The following is a 16,218-nucleotide window of genomic DNA, read 5'->3' on the forward strand; positions in this document are numbered from 1 at the left end:
CCTGGGTCCCGTGTTGCAGGTGTTGCGGATCGCGCAAATATGGACCGGCAGCCCCAGTCAAATCAACGGCTTGCAGGTCGCCAGAAAAGGACTTGTTGCGCCATCCAAGCCATGGCTCAGCTATGGGGTCAGCAAAGGAGCGCGGCCGTGACCCTTCATCAGATTCCGAACACCATTAAGACCGATTCGTACTGGATGCCGTTCACGGCCAATCGGCAATTCAAGAAGTCGCCGCGCCTGTTCTCCTCGGCCGAGGGCATGTACTACACCAGCGTCGATGGCCGCCAGGTGATCGACGGCTCCGCCGGGCTCTGGTGCGTCAATGCCGGCCACGGCCGCAAGCAGATCGCCGCCGCCGTCGAGCGCCAGCTGATGACGCTGGACTTCGCGCCGTCGTTCCAGATGGGCCATCCGCTGGCCTTCGACTTCGCCGAGCGTCTCGCCGAGATCGCCCCAAAGGGCCTCGACCGCGTCTTCTTCACCAATTCCGGCTCCGAGTCGGTCGACACCGCGCTGAAGATCGCGCTGGCCTATCACCGCGCCAACGGCCAGGCCAGCCGCACCCGCCTGATCGGTCGCGAGCGCGGCTATCACGGCGTTGGCTTCGGCGGCACCTCGGTCGGCGGCATGGTCGCCAACCGCCGCGCCTTCACCACCCTGCTGCCAGGCGTCGACCATATCCGCCACACCCATGATCTCACCCGCAACGCCTTCGCCAAGGACCTGCCCGAGCACGGCGCCGAGCTCGCCGACGATCTCGAGCGTCTGGTCGCCCTGCACGGCGCGGAAACGATCGCCGCCGTCATCGTCGAGCCGGTGCCGGGCTCGACCGCGGTGTTGCCGCCGCCGAAGGGATATCTGCAGCGCCTGCGCGAGATCTGCGACAAGCACGGCATCCTCCTGATCTTCGACGAGGTCATCACCGGCTTCGGCCGCCTCGGCACGCCGTTCGCCGCCAATTTCTTTGGCGTCACGCCGGACCTGATGACCACGGCCAAGGGCATCACCAACGGCACCGTGCCCTGCGGCGCCGTGTTCGCGAGCCGCAAGGTGCACGACGGCATGATGACCGGCCCGGAGAACCAGATCGAGCTGTTCCACGGCTACACCTATTCGGCGCATCCGGTCGCCTGCGCCGCGGGCATCGCGACGCTCGACATCTACAAGGACGAAGGCCTGCTCACGCGCGGCGCCTCGCTCGCCGAATACTGGCGCGATGCGCTGCATTCGCTCAAAGGTCTGCCGAACGTCGTCGACATCCGCAATTGCGGCCTGATGGGCGCGGTCGAACTCGCACCGCGTGGCGGCGTGGTCGGCGCGCGCGGCTACGACATGCTGGTCGAATGCTTCAACAACGGCCTCTATCTTCGCACCGGTGGCGATTCCGTCGCGATGTCGCCCCCGCTCATCGTCGAGAAGAGCCACATCGACCAGATGATCTCGATCCTCGGCGACGCCATCAAGAAGGTGGCCTGATAATTGCTCTCGCCGCTAGCGAGTTGTGTCCTTGCAGCGGCGAGCGCCGCGGGAGTTTGACGAAGCGTGAAAGTTCTGATCCTCGGCAGCGGTGTCATCGGTGTCACCTCTGCCTACTACCTCGCGCGTGCCGGCCATGAGGTGACGGTCGTCGACCGCCAGCCGGAGCCGGCACTGGAGACCTCCTTCGCCAATGCCGGCGAGGTGTCGCCCGGCTATTCCTCGCCCTGGGCCGGCCCCGGCGTGCCGGTCAAGGCGATCAAGTGGCTGTTGATGAAGCACGGCCCGCTGGTGATCCGGCCGAAGCTCGATCCGGTCATGTGGGTCTGGCTGCTCAAGATGCTGCGCAACTGCACCAGCGCGCGCTACGCAGTTAACAAGAGCCGGATGATCCCGATCGCGGAATACAGCCGCGATGCCTTGCGTGATCTGCGCCGCGACATCGGCATTCAGTATGACGAGCGCTCGCAGGGCACGCTGCAGCTGTTTCGCTACCAGGCCCAGCTCGACGGCACGGCCGAAGACATCGCCGTGCTCAAGCAGTACGGTGTTCCCTTCGAGGTGCTGAGCCGCGAGGGCTGCATCGCGGTCGAGCCGGCACTGGCGGGCGTGAAGGAGAAGTTCGTCGGCGGGCTTCGCCTGCCGCAGGACGAGACCGGTGACTGCCACATGTTCACGCAGGCGCTGGCGAGGCACGCCCAGGCGCTCGGCGTGCGCTTCCTGTTCAACACCTCGATCGACCGTATCGTCACCGATGGCGCGCGCGTCAGCGGTGTCGCCACCAGCGCCGGCCTGCTGCAGGCGGACGCTTACGTGCTCGCGCTCGGCAGCTGGTCGTCGCGGCTCCTGGCGCCGCTCGGTATTTCGCTGCCGGTCTATCCGGTGAAGGGCTATTCGATCACGGTGCCGATCAAGGACGCCTCCGGTGCGCCGGAATCCACCGTGATGGACGAGAGCTACAAGGTCGCGATCACCCGCCTCGGCAATCGCATCCGCGTCGGCGGCACCGCCGAAATCTCCGGCTATTCGGACAAGCTCTACGACGCACGCCGCGCCACGCTCGATCATTCGCTGACCGACCTGTTCCCGCGCGGCGGCGACCTGTCCAAGGCGACGTTCTGGAGCGGCCTGCGCCCGATGACGCCGGACGGCCCGCCCGTGATCGGCCGGACCCACTACGCCAACCTCCACCTCAACACCGGCCACGGCACGCTCGGCTGGACCATGTCGTGCGGCTCGGGCCGCGTGCTCGCTGACATGCTGTCGGGCAAGAAGCCGGACATCGACGTCAGTGCGTTGTCGGTGGAGCGGTACAAGCACCGGTTTGGCTAAGGCTCTATCCCTCGTCATTGCGAGGAGCCCTTGCGACGAAGCAATCCAGGCTGTCTCCGCGGTGAGACTCTGGATTGCTTTGCTGCACTCGCAATGACGGCGTGGAGACGCCGCGGATTTCTTCCACCCGCCGCGTCCGTTGAAAGCAGCTACCCCGCCCCCGTCACGCAATTCACCCACAGCACCACGGCCTTCGCATCCCGCGCCGGATTGGAAAACCGGTGCGGCCGTCGGCTCGCGAAACGAAAACTGTCGCCCGTCTTCAGCGACCACGTCTGGCTGTCCACCGTCAGCATCATCTCGCCTTCGAGCACGAGCCCGGCCTCTTCGCCGTCGTGGGTGTAGAGCTCGTCGCCGGTGGAGCCGCCGGGCTCAAGATGCACCAGGAACAGATTGAGCTTGTTGTCGCTGCTCGCCGGGCTCAGCAATTGCTTGGACACGCCCGTGCGCCACAGCTTCAATTCGGGCCGCTGCACTCCGCGCGTCACCACCTGATCCGATGCGCCGTCGGCGCTCGGGCTCGCGCCGAACAGCGCGGCGATGCCGACGCCGAGCACGTCGGCGAGCGTCGCCAGCACCCGCAGCGACGGCGACGACAGCCCGCGCTCGATCTGGCTGAGGAAGCCGATCGACAGCTCCGTGCGCGCGGCGACCGTCTCCAGCGAGAACTGCCTGACTCGCCTGAGATCCCGGATGCGGCGGCCGACCGCGACGTCCATCGCCGGCTCGGCCGGCTTGGCAGCGGCTTTGGCTTTCACCTTGGCCGGCCTGTTCCTGGCCGGCTTTGCGGCGGCCGGTTTGCGCATTCTTTTGCCACCGCTCACGTCAAACCGCTTCCTTCATGTGCATGAAAACCGCTTGCATCACCCGCAAAAGTGTGACCAAATTTTCATATTGGTGAAAATAGGCCGAAACGGGCCGGCCCGCAACGTTTGATCGCGACATGCGCGCGCCGCCGCCGGCCAGGCCCAAAAGGGGGATGCGATGAAGCGTTTTGTTCAGGCCGCAGTTGCGGCGCTCGCCATTGCCACAGCGGTGCCGGCAGCGGCGCAACAGGCTCTGAAGGTCGGCTCGACTCCGACGGGCATTCCCTTCACCTTCCTCGACACCAAGACCAACACCATCCAGGGCATCATGGTCGATCTCATCACCGAGGTCGGCAAGGATGCCGGCTTCAACGTGCAGATCGAGCCGATGGCGTTCTCGGCGCTGATCCCCTCGCTGACTTCGAGCAAGATCGACATCATTGCGGCAGCGATGTTCATCACGCCGCCGCGCAAGGAAGTCATCGACTTCTCCGACCCGATCTACAGCTACGGCGAGGGCCTCGTGGTGCCGAAGACCGACACCAAGGCTTACGCCACGCAGGAGGATCTGAAGGGCCAGACGGTGGGGGCGCAAGTCGGCACCGCCTTCGTCGACGCGCTGAAGAAGACCGGCCTGTTCTCCGAAGTGAAGGCTTACGACACCATCCCGGACATCCTGCGCGACGTGAACACCGGCCGCCTCAAGGCCGGCTACGCCGACTATCCGATCCTCGCCTACAATCTGAAGCAGGGCGGCTTCCCCGAGGTGCGCCTGGTCGACGGCTACAAGCCGGTCACGGTCGGCTCGGTCGGCATCGGCGTGCGCAAGGGCGAGAGCGCACTGCTCGGCAAGATCAACGCTTCGCTGGCGAAGCTGAAAGCCAACGGCACCATCGACAAGATCCTCGATAAATGGGGCCTGAAAGCACAAGGTTGATCGATAGAAGCTGATCGAAGGCTGCCCGATGAAAGGCTTCTGGCGCGACGCCGTCGAGTTCTTCCCGATCCTGCTGAACGGCGTCGCGCTGACGATCATCGTCACGATCGGCTCGCTGTTGCTGTCGACGGTGCTCGGCCTGGTCTGGGCGATGATGCGGGTCTCCGGCATCAAAGCGCTGTCGATGCTCAGCGCCAGCCTGATCAACGTGATCCGCGGCATCCCGATCATCGTGCTGTTGTTCTACCTCTACTTCGTGATGCCCGATCTCGGCGTTACGCTCAGCGCGTTGCAGGCCGCGATCCTCGGGCTCGGCATCGCCTATTCGGCCTACCAGGCCGAAAACTTCCGCGCCGGCATCGAGGCGATCGACAAGGGGCAGATCGAGGCGGCGCAGTCGATCGGCATGGGCTGGTGGCTCACCATGCGCCGCGTGGTGCTGCCGCAGGCCGTGCGCATCGTGCTGCCGCCCTACGGCAACGTCATGATCATGATGCTGAAGGATTCCTCGCAAGCCTCGACCATCACGGTCGCCGAGCTCGCGCTGCAGGGCAAGCTGATCGCGTCCTCGACGTTCAAGAACACCAGCGTGTTCACGCTGGTCGCCCTGATGTACCTCACCATGAGCATTCCGCTGATCCTCTTGGTCCGTCACTTCGAGAAGCGGGCCGGCAAGCGATGATCGAGCTGAGCGACGTCCACAAGAGCTTTGGCAAGGTCGAGGTGCTCAAGGGCATCACGGCGAGCGTCGAGAAGGGTGAGGTGGTCTGCATCATCGGCCCCTCCGGCTCCGGCAAGTCGACCATCCTGCGCTGTATCAACGGCCTCGAAAGCTACGACCGCGGCGAGATCAGCGTCGAGGGCTTGAGGGTCGATCGCGACGCGCCCTCGATCGTGAACATCCGCACCCAGGTCTCGATGGTGTTCCAGCGCTTCAACCTGTTCCCGCATCGGACAGCGCTGGAGAACGTGATCGAGGGGCCGCTCTTCGTGAAGAAGGAGCCGCGCGCCCAGGTGCTCGAGCGCGGCCGCGCGCTGCTCGCTCAGGTCGGGCTTGCGGAAAAGGCCGATGCGCATCCGCCGCAGCTCTCCGGCGGGCAGCAGCAGCGCGTCGCCATCGCGCGGGCGCTCGCCATGCAGCCCAAGGCGATCCTGTTCGACGAGCCGACCTCGGCGCTCGACCCCGAGCTGGTCGGCGACGTCCTCGGCGTCATGCGCAAGCTCGCCGACGACGGCATGACCATGGTCGTCGTCACCCACGAGATGGGCTTTGCGCGCGACGTCGCCGATCGTGTTCTGTTCATCGATGGCGGCGTCATCGTCGAGCAGGGGCCGGCGAAATCGGTGCTCAATCAACCGCAGCACGCGCGGACGCAGGACTTCCTGCGCCGCGTGCTGCATCCGCTCTGACCGGTTTCGACATGACGCGCCTGCCTCTGCCGCCCTCGCTCTATGCCGATACCGCCGTGGCGCCGGTTGCCACGCCGCCGCTCGATGTCGACAAGAGCGTCTCGGTCGCAATCGTCGGCGGCGGCTACACCGGCCTTTCCACCGGGCTGCATCTGGCCGAACAGGGCGTCGAGGCGCTGGTGCTGGAGGCGCAGGAGCCGGGCTGGGGCGCGTCGGGTAACAATGGCGGCCACACCAATCCCGGCCTGAAGCACGACCCTGACAAGATCGAGGCCGATTTCGGCACCGAGCTCGGCCGCCGCATGATCGCGTTCGCCTACGGCACGACCAACTTCACACACGATCTGATCCGCCGCTACCAGATCCCGTGCGAAGCGCGGCAGAACGGCACGTTGCGCGCAGCTTACAATGAGAGCAGCGCCGCTGCGATCGAGAAGACCGCGCAGCAATGCATCCGCCGCGGCATGCCGGTGACTTATCTGAACCGCGAGCAGCTCCGCGACATGACCGGCACCGATCGTTACATCGGCGCGATGTTGGATGCGCGCGGCGGCGATCTGCATCCTCTCAGCTACGCCCGTGGTCTTGCCCGCGCCGCGATGTCGGCGGGCGCGAAGGTTCATGGCGGGACACCGGCATTGTCGCTACGCCGCGAGGGAACGCGCTGGCGCATCGAGACGCCGCGGGCGGTGGTTCATGCCGACAAGGTCCTGCTCGCCACCAACGGCTTCACCGACGATCTCTGGCCGGCCCTCCGACGCACCATCGTGCCGGTGTTTTCCTCGATCGCCGCCACCGCGCCGCTGTCCGACGCAGTCTCCCGTTCGATCATGCCGACGCGCCCCGTCCTCTACGAGAGCGGCCATATCACGGTCTACTATCGCATCGATCAGCAGAACCGTCTGTTGATGGGCGGGCGCGGCCCGATGCGCTGGATCAGGTCGCCGCATGACGTCGCCTATCTCATGCGTTATGCGGAGCGACTCTGGCCGCAGCTCAAGGGCGTTGCCTGGACCCACGGCTGGAACAGCCGGCTCGCCATCACCGCGGACCATTATCCGCATGTGCACGAACCCGCCGAGAGCGTTTTGATCTCGCTCGGCTGCAATGGCCGCGGTGTCGCGCTTTCGACTGCGATGGGCGCGCAGCTCGCCCGCCGCCTGATCGGCGGCACCAAGGCCGAGATCGACATGCCCATCACGGGCATCAAGCCGATCCCGATGCACGCGTTCTGGCCGGTCGGCGTGACCACCGCCGTGATCGCGGGCCGGGTGCGGGACCGGCTCGGCATATGAAGAAGGCGCCGCTCGGTGAGGAGCGACGCCTTGCTCGAATCTTAGATCGGCTTTAGCAGCGACCCTGCTTCCAAAGTCCGGGCGGGCACGCGTGACCGCGCCAGCCGACCTTGCGACCGTGGTACCAGCCGAACGACTTGCCATGGTGATGATGGCCCATCTTGTGGCCATGACCATGTCCATGTCCGTGCCCACCCTTCGCCAGTGCGGGGCTCGTAAATGTGAAGCCGGCCGCAATGATCAGCGAGGCGGCGAGCGCAAGTTTCTTCATGATGTCCTCCGGTGGGGGCGAGCGCATTTGTCCGTTCAGTGAACGAACGGTGGGAGAGTAAGTTCCCTGCGAATGTGGAGGAGTCGTGACGCTCGCCTGGATACGTAATTGCGCTGGCGCTCAACGCGCGCTGGCATGTCGAGCGAAGTCAAGCCTCCGCCACCGCATCGGCCCAGGGTTGGAAAATCTCGACCGCGCCGGAATTGAGCTCGCCCTCGCGCATCACGACGCTCGGACAGGCGAATTTCTGCGGCAGCGCCTGCACCCGGCTCTCTTCATAGTCGAAGCGCGCGGCCAGGGCATTGCGCACCTCCGCCGGCAGCCGCGCATCGCCGATCACCACCGCGCCTTCGCTGGCGTCGATGCGCGGCTGGTGAATGGCGGCGTCGAGGTCCATGCCGTAATCCATCGCGAAGGATACGAGCTGCATCACCGACGGCAGGATGCGGCGTCCGCCGGAGGCGCCGATTGCGAGGCGCTTGCCATCCTTCGTCTCGGCGATGACGGGCGTGTAATTGCAGAGGCAGCGCTTGCCCGGTGCGAGCGAGTTCGTGGTACCAGGCGTCGGATCGAACCACATGATGCCGTTGTTCATGGTGATGCCGGTGTGCGGTGTCACGTATCGCGAACCGAACGACGAGAGCAGCGTCTGCGTCACCGCCGCGATGTTGCCGTGACGATCGACCACCGAGAAATGCGTGGTGCAGGCCGGCGCGAGATATTCGGCGCCGAGCGAGCGCTTGCCGTCGGCATCGCCCATATCCTTGAGCCGTTCGCGGAAGGCGGCCTGCAGGGCGAGCGCATATTCGACATAGGCGCCGGCATCCGGCGCGCCTGCCGGCGTCAGGCTCTGCTGCAACAGCCGCAGCGCATGAGCCATGGTCGGCCCCGCGGTGAGCTCCGGGGTCGCGAACACCCTGCCTTGGCGATAGGGGATCGCCAGCGGCGCGCGCAGATGGGCGCGGAATGCGGCGAGATCCTCCACCGACAGCGAGCCGCCGTCGGCCTTGATGTCGGAAGCAATGCTCCTGGCGAGATCGCCCTGATAGAAATCGCGCGCGCCCGCGTCGGCGAGATGTGTCAGCGTCGCCTTCAGGGCGTCCTGCGGCAGCCGCGTCTCGAATTTGATGCCCCAGGGCGCGGTTGGGGGCAGGCCGTCCTTCAGATATGCGGCCGCGCTCGCGGGGTATCGCCTGAGATCGGCGGCCGAGCCCGCGATCGTCACCGTCGTCCACCAATCGACCAGCAGGCCTTCGCCGGCAAGCCGAGCTGCCGGCGTGACCAGATCCTTCCACGGCATCTTGGCGTAGCGGCGGTGCGCCTCTTCCATTCCGGCGACGACACCGGGTACGGCGATCGAGCCGGGGCCGTGGATGTTGCGATCGTCCTTCACCCTTGGCCAGGGAAACAGGTCGGACGACGCGCCTTCGCCGCTGAGCGGATAATCGGCCGTGCGCAGGCTTTGCGGCGCGCACATGCCGTAGTCGATCACCTCATAGCGATTTTCCTTGGCGCGGTAGAGCACCATCGCACCGCCGCCGCCGATGCCGCTGTTCCAGGGCTCCAGCACGTTGAGGGCAAACGTGGTCGCAACGATCGCGTCGACGCAATCGCCGCCCGCGGCCAGCACCTGCGCCCCGGCTTCGGCCGCCCGCCGCGATTGCGAGGCGACGATGCCGCCCTTGGAGGTGACGGCGGGCTTGCGGACGGTCTGGTTGAGGCTGAACTGGTGAGGCATGGTGTCGTCTTGATCTCTGGATTCAGTTGCGTCGTGCACTGAGGTTGAAAGCTCTGCGATTGGCGAAGCGCGCGGACAATGGCACATTGCCGCCAACGAGAACATCGAAAGGGAGGCGCGGCATGGCTGGTGTGAAACAGGCGCGGGATGGCGCGGTCGGGATCCTGACGCTCGACGAGCCGGCCAGCCTCAACGCGATGACGCCAGACCTGCTCGGCGCACTTGCCCTAGCCGTCGGCGAAATGACGGGGGACGAGGCCATCCGCGCGCTGGTGCTCACGGGCGCCGGGCGGGGATTTTGCTCAGGACAGAATTTGAAAGCCTCAGAGGCGCTCGGCGAGGACATCGCGGCCGGCGTGATGCGCTTCTACTGGCCGGCCTTCAAGGCCTTGCGCGAATGCCGAGTGCCTGTCGTCGTTGCCGTCAATGGCGTCGCGGCCGGCGGCGGCTTCAGTCTCGCAATGGCCGGCGACATCATCGTCGCGGCGCGGTCGGCGAGCTTCATCCAGGTGTTCAGCCGCATCGCGCTGGTGCCCGATCTCGGCTCGACCTGGCTCTTGCCGCGGCTGATCGGCCGGCAGCGCGCGCTCGAGCTGATGCTGCTCAATGAGCCGCTGACGGCGGAACGCGCCCAGGAGATCGGCCTGGTCCGGCAGGTCGTCGACGACGCCAAGTTGATGGATGAGGCGTTAGGTTTGGCGCGCCGCCTCGCCGAAGGACCGACGCGCGCTTTGGTCGCAACCCGCGCTCTGGTCGAGGAGAGCGAGCATGCGACCTATGAAGCGCAGTTCCGCCGCGAGATCGAGCTTCAGGCCACGATCCGCAAGAGCGCGGACGCCATGGAAGGCCGCAATGCGTTCGTGGAGAAGCGCAAGGCGAAGTTTACCGCGAGGTGAGGTGGGCATGCTTCTCATCCAACCGTCATGCCCGGGCTGTCCCGGGCATCCACGTCTTCCTATCCGAGCCCCCAAAACGTGGAATGGCCGGGTCAAGCCCGGCCATGACGACGATTAGTGCGATTTCTACGGCCGCGCGCTCAGCGCATGCGATCCAGCCGGCTGGCCTGGTACTTGGCGCGCCATTTCGGGCCGGGTCCGCGCATGTAGTGCAGCTCGGGGCGGTAGGGATTGGCTGCGACGCGGATCAGCGTCTGCCATCTGGTGGCGACGAAGCTGAGGGGCTGGCGCAGCAGGCTCAATGAAGCGAGCAACATGGCATCACCTCAATGCGGCTTGCCGAGCATGGCGGTGAAGGGGAGGTCGAACAGATCCTCGCCGTCGGAGCCGCTGACGTGGATCACCCAGTCGCGCCAGTCCTCGGCGCCGGGGGTCTGGATCATCGAGTTCATGATCTGAGCGGCGCGGTCGCGCGCCTCGGTCAGATTGGCGACTGCGGCGCCGTAGCGGTCGATCAGCGTGCCCTCGGTGTTGGAGCAGTGAAAATAGACCTGGACCATAGGCGCCTCCTGTAGAAAGCGATCGGGACGGCAAACCGATACCACCCCAAGCATTCGCGAAACATTCGGGTCGAGCCCGGTAAGGAAATCTACGGATATTGGTCGGACCCAAGGTCGTTACAGGTTTAATCACAGGCGGGTGATGACTGGACGGCACCGCGGCGGCATGGAACAACGCCCGCGGGAAGGCGGCTCACGGTGAACCAGTTCACATTCGATCGCGAACGGCCAAATTTGCGCTTGCCTGCAGCGGTCGTTCTTGCAGCGGGCTTCGCCGCCGCGCTGCTCGGCTTCGCCCCGGCTTCGTCCGAGCCGGTCAGAAAGAGCGGCTACGCGATCGGCGCGGAAGCCTGCGGCAGCGGCGATCTCGCCTTTCCCAGGATCCAGATCGACATGAAGGCGGGATATTGCGCCGGCCTCGTCGCCAGCGAGGGGGACCGCCTCAAATTTCCGCGCTCGATCGTCCAGGTGCCCGGCCGCGACCTTTTGGTGGTCGCCGATATGGGCGGCTGGGGCCACACCGACGGGCGGCTGCTGCTGCTCGATCCGCGTGCCCCGCAGGGGCAACGCTTCAAGGAGCTGCTGACGGGGATAGAATATCCGTTCGCTCTCGTCATCGGCCCGGACAAAAAGCTTTATGCCTCGACCGCGGAGACGATCTTCCGGTTCGACCCGCTCGCGGACAATCCACGCAGCACGGTCGAGACCATCATCCGCCACTTGCCCGGCCGTCGGATCACGCTGCCCGATGGCACGAGGACTGATGAGAGCGCGCATCCGCTCAAGCAGTTCGTGTTCGACCGGAACGGCCGGCTGTTCGTCAATGTCGGCTCGCACAGCGACGATTGCATCACGCCTGCGCCGATCACAAGACCCTGTGCGGCGGCCGAGGGCGTGTCCGCGCTGGCATCGATCTGGCTGTTCACGCCGCCCGCAGGCGGCGTCTTCCCGGCATTGAAACCTGGCGATCCCGACCCGCCGCACATTGTCTATGCGCGCGGCCTGCGCAACTCGATGGCGCTGGTGCTGCACCCGAAGTTTCCGGACGCTGGCTACGCCTTCCTGCAAGGCGAGAACGCCCGCGACCTGCCCGACATCTTCAAGCCGAACGAGGAGATCAACGCGATCGAGCAGGGCAGGCACTACGGCTGGCCCTATTGCTACGATTTGTCGACGCCGAGCCCGGAATTCAGGCTAGTGCTGCAATCAGGCACGTACAAGTCGTTCTGCTCGGCCAATGTGCTCTACAAGGCGCCGTTGTCACTGCTGCCGCCACACGGGGCGCCGCTCGCGATGTTGTATTACCACGGCGCGAAATTCCCCGAGCTGGAAGGCAAGCTCTTGGTTGGCCTGCACGGCTATCGGCCGACCGGCAGCCGGCTGCTGGTCTATGACGTCGACGATCACGGCTTTCCAAAGCCCAGCGCGGCACCGGTGCGCTATCACGTCAGTTGCGCGGCCGAGCCGACCCGCAGTTTCCGGACCGACGCCGGCGAGGTCGCCGCCGCGCCGTTCGAAGAGCTGATCGCCGGCTGGCACCGCGTCAACGGCGCGCGGCCGCAAGGTGCGCCGGTCGGCATGACGGTTGCCGAGGACGGCGCGATCTGGCTGGTCGAGGACAAGAACAAGACCGTGATCCGGATCGATCGCGCTGCTGGCGAAGCGCCTGCGCCTCTCCCCTGCGATACGCGCAGCCAGGCGATGATCGACCAGCTCGCGGCTTTCGTCGCCAGAGACGCGCAGAACGGCGTTCGCCTTACCACCTTGCGCAAGGGCCTCGTCGAGAAGCATTGCGTCGGCTGCCATTCGGATTTCGGCCTGAGCGCGGGGCAATCGGATGCGGAGAAGGACAGGGCGGTGCTGCACTTCATGCTGGCGCAGGACGGCTGGATCTACCCTGGCGATCCCGACGCCGGCAGGCTGCGGACGCGCCTGCGCGGCCTAGGCGCCGAGAAGCTGATGCCGCCGGGCGGCGAGAGCCTGCCCAAGACCGAGCCTGGTTACACGCGCCTGCTCGATACCGCGGACCTGTTCGTCGCCAAAATGGTGCCGGGCACGCGGATGCGGATCAAGCCAGGCCCGCCGCAGCGGAAGTTTTTCAGCAAGGCCAACAAGGAATGCGGCGAAATACCGGCTGGAAACGTCGTCGTCGTGACACAAAGGAGCGCTGTAGACAGACCCGGCTTTAGCCGATTCTTCCGGCCAGCCGATCCCTATCTGAACGGCGAGTGCACCGACGGCGATGGCTATTACATCCGGCAGGAACTTCTGGTGCCTGTGCAGTAGCATCCTGCTGGTCACGACGCTGCCGGCCGCTGCCGAAACGAAGCTGTTCGAAAGCGCACAGGTGACGCCCGCCAGCGAATACACCTTCGGCATCGAAGGGCCGGCCGCCGATCTCGACGGCAATCTGTTCGTCGTCAATCTCGGCAAGCCCGGCACCATCGGCAAATTGCCCGCTGGTGGCGCCGCCTCGGAGCTGTTCACGACGCTCCCCGAAGGCAGCGTCGGCAACGCGATCCGTTTCGATCGCAGCGGCACCATGTTCATCGCCGACTACAAGAAGCACAACATCTTCGCCATCCCCAAGGGTGCGACCAAGCCCGCGGTGTGGTTTCACTCCGGCGAGATGAGCCAGCCCAACGACATCACGATCGCGCCGGACGGCACGATCTATGCGAGCGATCCGAACTGGAAGGGGCGCGAAGGCCACATCTGGCGCATCGCCAGGGGAGCGGACGGTACGGTGCGGGGGCAGGTGATGTCGACGCCGCGCGCCATGGGCACCACCAACGGCATCGACCTCAGCCCTGACGGCAAGACGCTCTATGTCGGCGAATCCAGCAGCGGCCAGATCTGGTCCTATGCGATCAGCGGCAACGAGCTGACGGCTGCAAAACTCGTCAAGGCGTTTCAGCCCGACACCATCGACGGCCTGCGCACCGACGTTGCCGGCCGCCTGTACGTCGCGCGCATTCTCAAGGGCACGATCGCGCTGATGAAGCCGACCGGCGCGGTCGAGCGCGAGATCCCGCTGAAGGCCAAGGAGCCGACCAACATTGCCTTCGGCGGCAGCGACGGCAAGACCGTCTTCGTCACCCAGCGCCAGGGTGGCTTCATCGAGTCCTTCCGCACCGACCAGCAGGGCCGCGAGCACTGCCTCCAGCGTGGGCGTTGCTGAGCTTCGCAAGCGCTCTGCTTTCCGCGCAGGGCAGCGCGACGATGGACGGCATTTTTCTTGCTTGCATCCGGCGGCCGTGGCGATCAAGACTCTGCGGCACGTCCAGTAGCAGGCGACCACGGAGTGTTGAGTGAAAGCCGTCTATACCGAGCTGCACCGCAGCCACGATCCGCAATTCTTCTTGGTGCGTGGTGTCGTCAAGCGCACCACAGAGCAGCCCGAGCGCGCCGATCGCCTGCTCAGGGGATTGAAGGACGGCAGGCATCAACTGGTCGAGCCAACCAAGTTCGGGCCCGGTCCGCGCGCACGCATTCACAGCCCGGAATACCTGTCGTTCCTCAGCGAAGCCTGGGACGCCTGGACGGCGCTCGGCGATTCCGGCCCGGAGATGATCGGCAATATCCATCCCGTGCGCCATGCCGCGACCTATCCGACCCACATCGTCGGCAAGCTCGGCTGGCATACCGCCGACACCGCAGCGCCGATCGGCCCGGGCACGTGGGCCGCGGCCTGCGCCGCCACCGATGTTGCGGTGACCGCAGCGCAGATGGTGATGGATGGCGAGGACGCAACTTACGCGCTCTGCCGTCCGCCCGGCCATCACGCCTATCGCGACATGGCCGGCGGCTTCTGCTTTCTCAACAACAGCGCGATCGCGGCGGCGCATCTGCGGCAGAAGCATGAGCGCGTCGTGATCCTCGACGTCGATGTCCATCACGGCAACGGCACGCAAGGCATCTTTTATGCCCGGCCCGACGTCTACACGATCTCGATCCATGCCGACCCCGTTGCGTATTATCCGTACGTATGGGGCTATGCCCATGAGCGCGGCGAAGGACCCGGCCTCGGCACCAACCTCAACATTCCGCTTCCCATCGGCACCGGCGATGACGGCTATCTCCAGGCGCTGGACATCGCGCGCAAGGCGATCGAATCCTTTGCACCCGGCGCCCTCGTCATCGCACTCGGCCTCGATGCCTCCGAGCACGATCCGCTCAAGGGATTGGCCGTCACCACACCCGGCTTCCGCCGCATCGGCCAGGCCATCGCGAAGCTGGGCCTGCCGACCGTGCTCGTGCAGGAAGGCGGCTATCTCTCGGACATTCTCGGCGCCAACCTGACCTCTGTGCTGGCAGGATTCGAAGAAGCGCGGTGAGATCGCTTCGCCTCTCCGCTTGCCCGCCTCACTCAGCCGCTTCGCGGAGGGGCCAGGCATGGCGGCTGATGGGAAGGCCGCCGTCGGTGCGGGAGCCGTCGGCGATCGCGAGGCGATGCGCGGGCGATGGCGAGCACAGCGAGAAGCGCCAGGCGTCCGGATCGTCGACGATGTCGGGCTTGAAGCTGATCTCGATGGCCTCGCGTGACACCTGCATGGCGAAGGCGTCGAGCGGCAGATTGAGCCCGAAGCCCCTGGCCTTCAGATAGGCCTCCTTGAGCGTCCAATAATCGAAAAAGCGCTCGATCGCCGCGGCCTCCGGCAGTCCGCGCAAGGCTTCGACCTCTTCCGGCGCAAAGAAGCGAAGCGCGGTGGACAGCGGCGCGACGCGCCGCGACACGGTTTCGACGTCGACCCCGACGGCCTCATGCCGCGACACCACGCAGGCGACGCAGCCGTCGGCATGCGACAGGCTGAAATGCAGCGCGGTCGAGGTGGCTGGTGCTGCGACGAACGGCCGGCCATAGCGGCCCGCGCCAAACGACCAGTCGGTGGGCGCGACGTTGGAAGCGACCTGTGACAGCGCCAGGCGCAACATCGCATGCGCGAAGATGTATTGCCGCCGATGCCGCTCGAACACGAAGCGATCGGCCCGGGCCCGCTCGTCGACGGAGAGCAGGCGTCGGCACGCCTCCGCCGCGCCCGGCACGTCAATGCTCTCGATCAGTCCGACAAAGAGTTCGATTCTGTCGTCTGCCATCAATTGGGCCCATGGCGTCGGGCGAGGCCAAATCCCTCGGTGCCGACGGAAGAAACAACTGCGCAAGAATCAGCCGAGAGGACCGTACCTAGCGGTCCACCCGGGCGAATTCTTGTCGATTTGCAGGCCGGTTTACAGGCGCAAGCTTGTGCGAGCCCCCAAACTCGACACGCAAGCGGCCGCTCTGCGAAGATTCGTACGGCCGTCCCCGACCGACGAGTTTACTTCTTCTTGGACTTCTTCTTCTTCTTGGACCCGCGCAGAGCCTTAAGGCTGGCGTCGACATCCTTCAGTGCGAGCTGGAGTTTTTGCTTCTCGAAATTGAGCAGGTCTTGCAGCGCCTTGCGGTCCTCCGCGCTGAGCGAGGTCTTCTTGGTAAATTTGATGAAACCCATAACAC

At 65.6% G+C, this 16,218-nt stretch carries 17 protein-coding genes; 10 read left to right on the plus strand and 7 right to left on the minus strand.

What is annotated here, in order from left to right:
- Nucleotides 1-147 precede the first annotated feature (147 nt).
- Both aptA and N2605_RS03895 read left to right on the plus strand, forming a co-directional pair.
- A complete protein-coding gene (aptA, locus tag N2605_RS03890) occupies nucleotides 148-1,476 on the plus strand; it encodes an omega-aminotransferase AptA (protein ID WP_225144672.1) in 1,329 nt (442 codons plus the stop codon).
- A gap of 66 nt (nucleotides 1,477-1,542) precedes the next feature.
- The gene (locus tag N2605_RS03895; RefSeq protein WP_225144673.1) at nucleotides 1,543-2,808 is read left to right on the plus strand and encodes a D-amino acid dehydrogenase; all 1,266 of its coding nucleotides are present in this window, start codon (nucleotides 1,543-1,545) and stop codon (nucleotides 2,806-2,808) included.
- 149 nt (nucleotides 2,809-2,957) lie between these two features.
- On the opposite strand, the gene N2605_RS03900 is transcribed toward N2605_RS03895, so the two are convergent.
- The gene (locus tag N2605_RS03900) at nucleotides 2,958-3,614 is read right to left on the minus strand and encodes a helix-turn-helix domain-containing protein (RefSeq protein ID WP_192893337.1); all 657 of its coding nucleotides are present in this window, start codon (nucleotides 3,612-3,614) and stop codon (nucleotides 2,958-2,960) included.
- 178 nt (nucleotides 3,615-3,792) lie between these two features.
- On the opposite strand from N2605_RS03900, the gene N2605_RS03905 reads away from it, so the two are divergent.
- From N2605_RS03905 to N2605_RS03920, 4 genes are read left to right on the plus strand one after another with little or no spacing between them, the layout of a single operon-like run.
- The gene (locus N2605_RS03905) at nucleotides 3,793-4,551 is read left to right on the plus strand and encodes an ABC transporter substrate-binding protein (protein WP_225147772.1); all 759 of its coding nucleotides are present in this window, start codon (nucleotides 3,793-3,795) and stop codon (nucleotides 4,549-4,551) included.
- Nucleotides 4,552-4,579: 28 nt separating this feature from the next.
- On the plus strand, nucleotides 4,580-5,233 hold the full coding sequence (locus N2605_RS03910; RefSeq protein WP_024341720.1) for an amino acid ABC transporter permease: 654 nt from the start codon (nucleotides 4,580-4,582) through the stop codon (nucleotides 5,231-5,233).
- Entirely contained in the window at nucleotides 5,230-5,961 is a 732-nt protein-coding gene (locus tag N2605_RS03915) for an amino acid ABC transporter ATP-binding protein (RefSeq protein WP_036011798.1), read from the plus strand. Before N2605_RS03910 ends, N2605_RS03915 begins: the two co-directional genes overlap by 4 nt.
- Nucleotides 5,962-5,972: 11 nt before the next feature.
- A complete protein-coding gene (locus N2605_RS03920; protein ID WP_260345886.1) occupies nucleotides 5,973-7,256 on the plus strand; it encodes an NAD(P)/FAD-dependent oxidoreductase in 1,284 nt (427 codons plus the stop codon).
- A 52-nt stretch (nucleotides 7,257-7,308) separates the two neighbouring features.
- Here N2605_RS03920 and N2605_RS03925 read toward each other — a convergent pair whose 3' ends face one another.
- Together N2605_RS03925 and N2605_RS03930 are read right to left on the minus strand one after the other, a co-directional pair.
- Nucleotides 7,309-7,527, minus strand: coding sequence for a hypothetical protein (locus tag N2605_RS03925; RefSeq protein ID WP_081494583.1), 219 nt, complete (start codon nucleotides 7,525-7,527; stop codon nucleotides 7,309-7,311).
- Nucleotides 7,528-7,675: 148 nt separating this feature from the next.
- Complete coding sequence (locus N2605_RS03930) at nucleotides 7,676-9,265, minus strand: gamma-glutamyltransferase family protein (protein WP_260345887.1); 1,590 nt, start codon at nucleotides 9,263-9,265, stop codon at nucleotides 7,676-7,678.
- Nucleotides 9,266-9,387: 122 nt separating this feature from the next.
- Here N2605_RS03930 and N2605_RS03935 point away from each other — a divergent pair, with 122 nt between their 5' ends.
- Nucleotides 9,388-10,161, plus strand: coding sequence for an enoyl-CoA hydratase-related protein (locus tag N2605_RS03935; protein WP_225153488.1), 774 nt, complete (start codon nucleotides 9,388-9,390; stop codon nucleotides 10,159-10,161).
- Nucleotides 10,162-10,301: 140 nt separating this feature from the next.
- Here N2605_RS03935 and N2605_RS03940 read toward each other — a convergent pair whose 3' ends face one another.
- Nucleotides 10,302-10,478: a hypothetical protein gene (locus tag N2605_RS03940; protein ID WP_172788150.1), complete on the minus strand. Its 177-nt coding sequence runs from the start codon at nucleotides 10,476-10,478 to the stop codon at nucleotides 10,302-10,304.
- 9 nt (nucleotides 10,479-10,487) lie between these two features.
- Nucleotides 10,488-10,721: a DUF6894 family protein gene (locus N2605_RS03945; protein ID WP_036011788.1), complete on the minus strand. Its 234-nt coding sequence runs from the start codon at nucleotides 10,719-10,721 to the stop codon at nucleotides 10,488-10,490.
- 198 nt (nucleotides 10,722-10,919) lie between these two features.
- Between N2605_RS03945 and N2605_RS03950 the strand changes: the two genes are divergently transcribed.
- The 3 genes from N2605_RS03950 (at nucleotide 10,920) to N2605_RS03960 (ending at nucleotide 15,058) form a co-directional block, all read left to right on the plus strand.
- A complete protein-coding gene (locus N2605_RS03950; RefSeq protein WP_225153490.1) occupies nucleotides 10,920-13,007 on the plus strand; it encodes a PQQ-dependent sugar dehydrogenase in 2,088 nt (695 codons plus the stop codon).
- On the plus strand, nucleotides 12,964-13,902 hold the full coding sequence (locus tag N2605_RS03955) for an SMP-30/gluconolactonase/LRE family protein (protein WP_036035942.1): 939 nt from the start codon (nucleotides 12,964-12,966) through the stop codon (nucleotides 13,900-13,902). The genes N2605_RS03950 and N2605_RS03955 overlap by 44 nt, the downstream gene beginning before the upstream one ends.
- Nucleotides 13,903-14,032: 130 nt before the next feature.
- Complete coding sequence (locus N2605_RS03960) at nucleotides 14,033-15,058, plus strand: histone deacetylase family protein (RefSeq protein WP_225147766.1); 1,026 nt, start codon at nucleotides 14,033-14,035, stop codon at nucleotides 15,056-15,058.
- Between the two features lie 28 nt (nucleotides 15,059-15,086).
- On the opposite strand, the gene N2605_RS03965 is transcribed toward N2605_RS03960, so the two are convergent.
- Nucleotides 15,087-15,818, minus strand: a complete 732-nt coding sequence (locus tag N2605_RS03965) for a 4'-phosphopantetheinyl transferase family protein (RefSeq protein ID WP_225151652.1) — start codon at nucleotides 15,816-15,818, stop codon at nucleotides 15,087-15,089.
- 221 nt (nucleotides 15,819-16,039) lie between these two features.
- Nucleotides 16,040-16,213 (minus strand): hypothetical protein, encoded by a 174-nt coding sequence (locus N2605_RS03970; RefSeq protein ID WP_197424348.1) that lies wholly within the window; start codon nucleotides 16,211-16,213, stop codon nucleotides 16,040-16,042.
- Between the last annotated feature and the right edge of the window lie 5 nt (nucleotides 16,214-16,218).

It is taken from the genome of Bradyrhizobium yuanmingense (genome assembly GCF_025200905.1).
Lineage (GTDB): Bacteria > Pseudomonadota > Alphaproteobacteria > Rhizobiales > Xanthobacteraceae > Bradyrhizobium > Bradyrhizobium yuanmingense.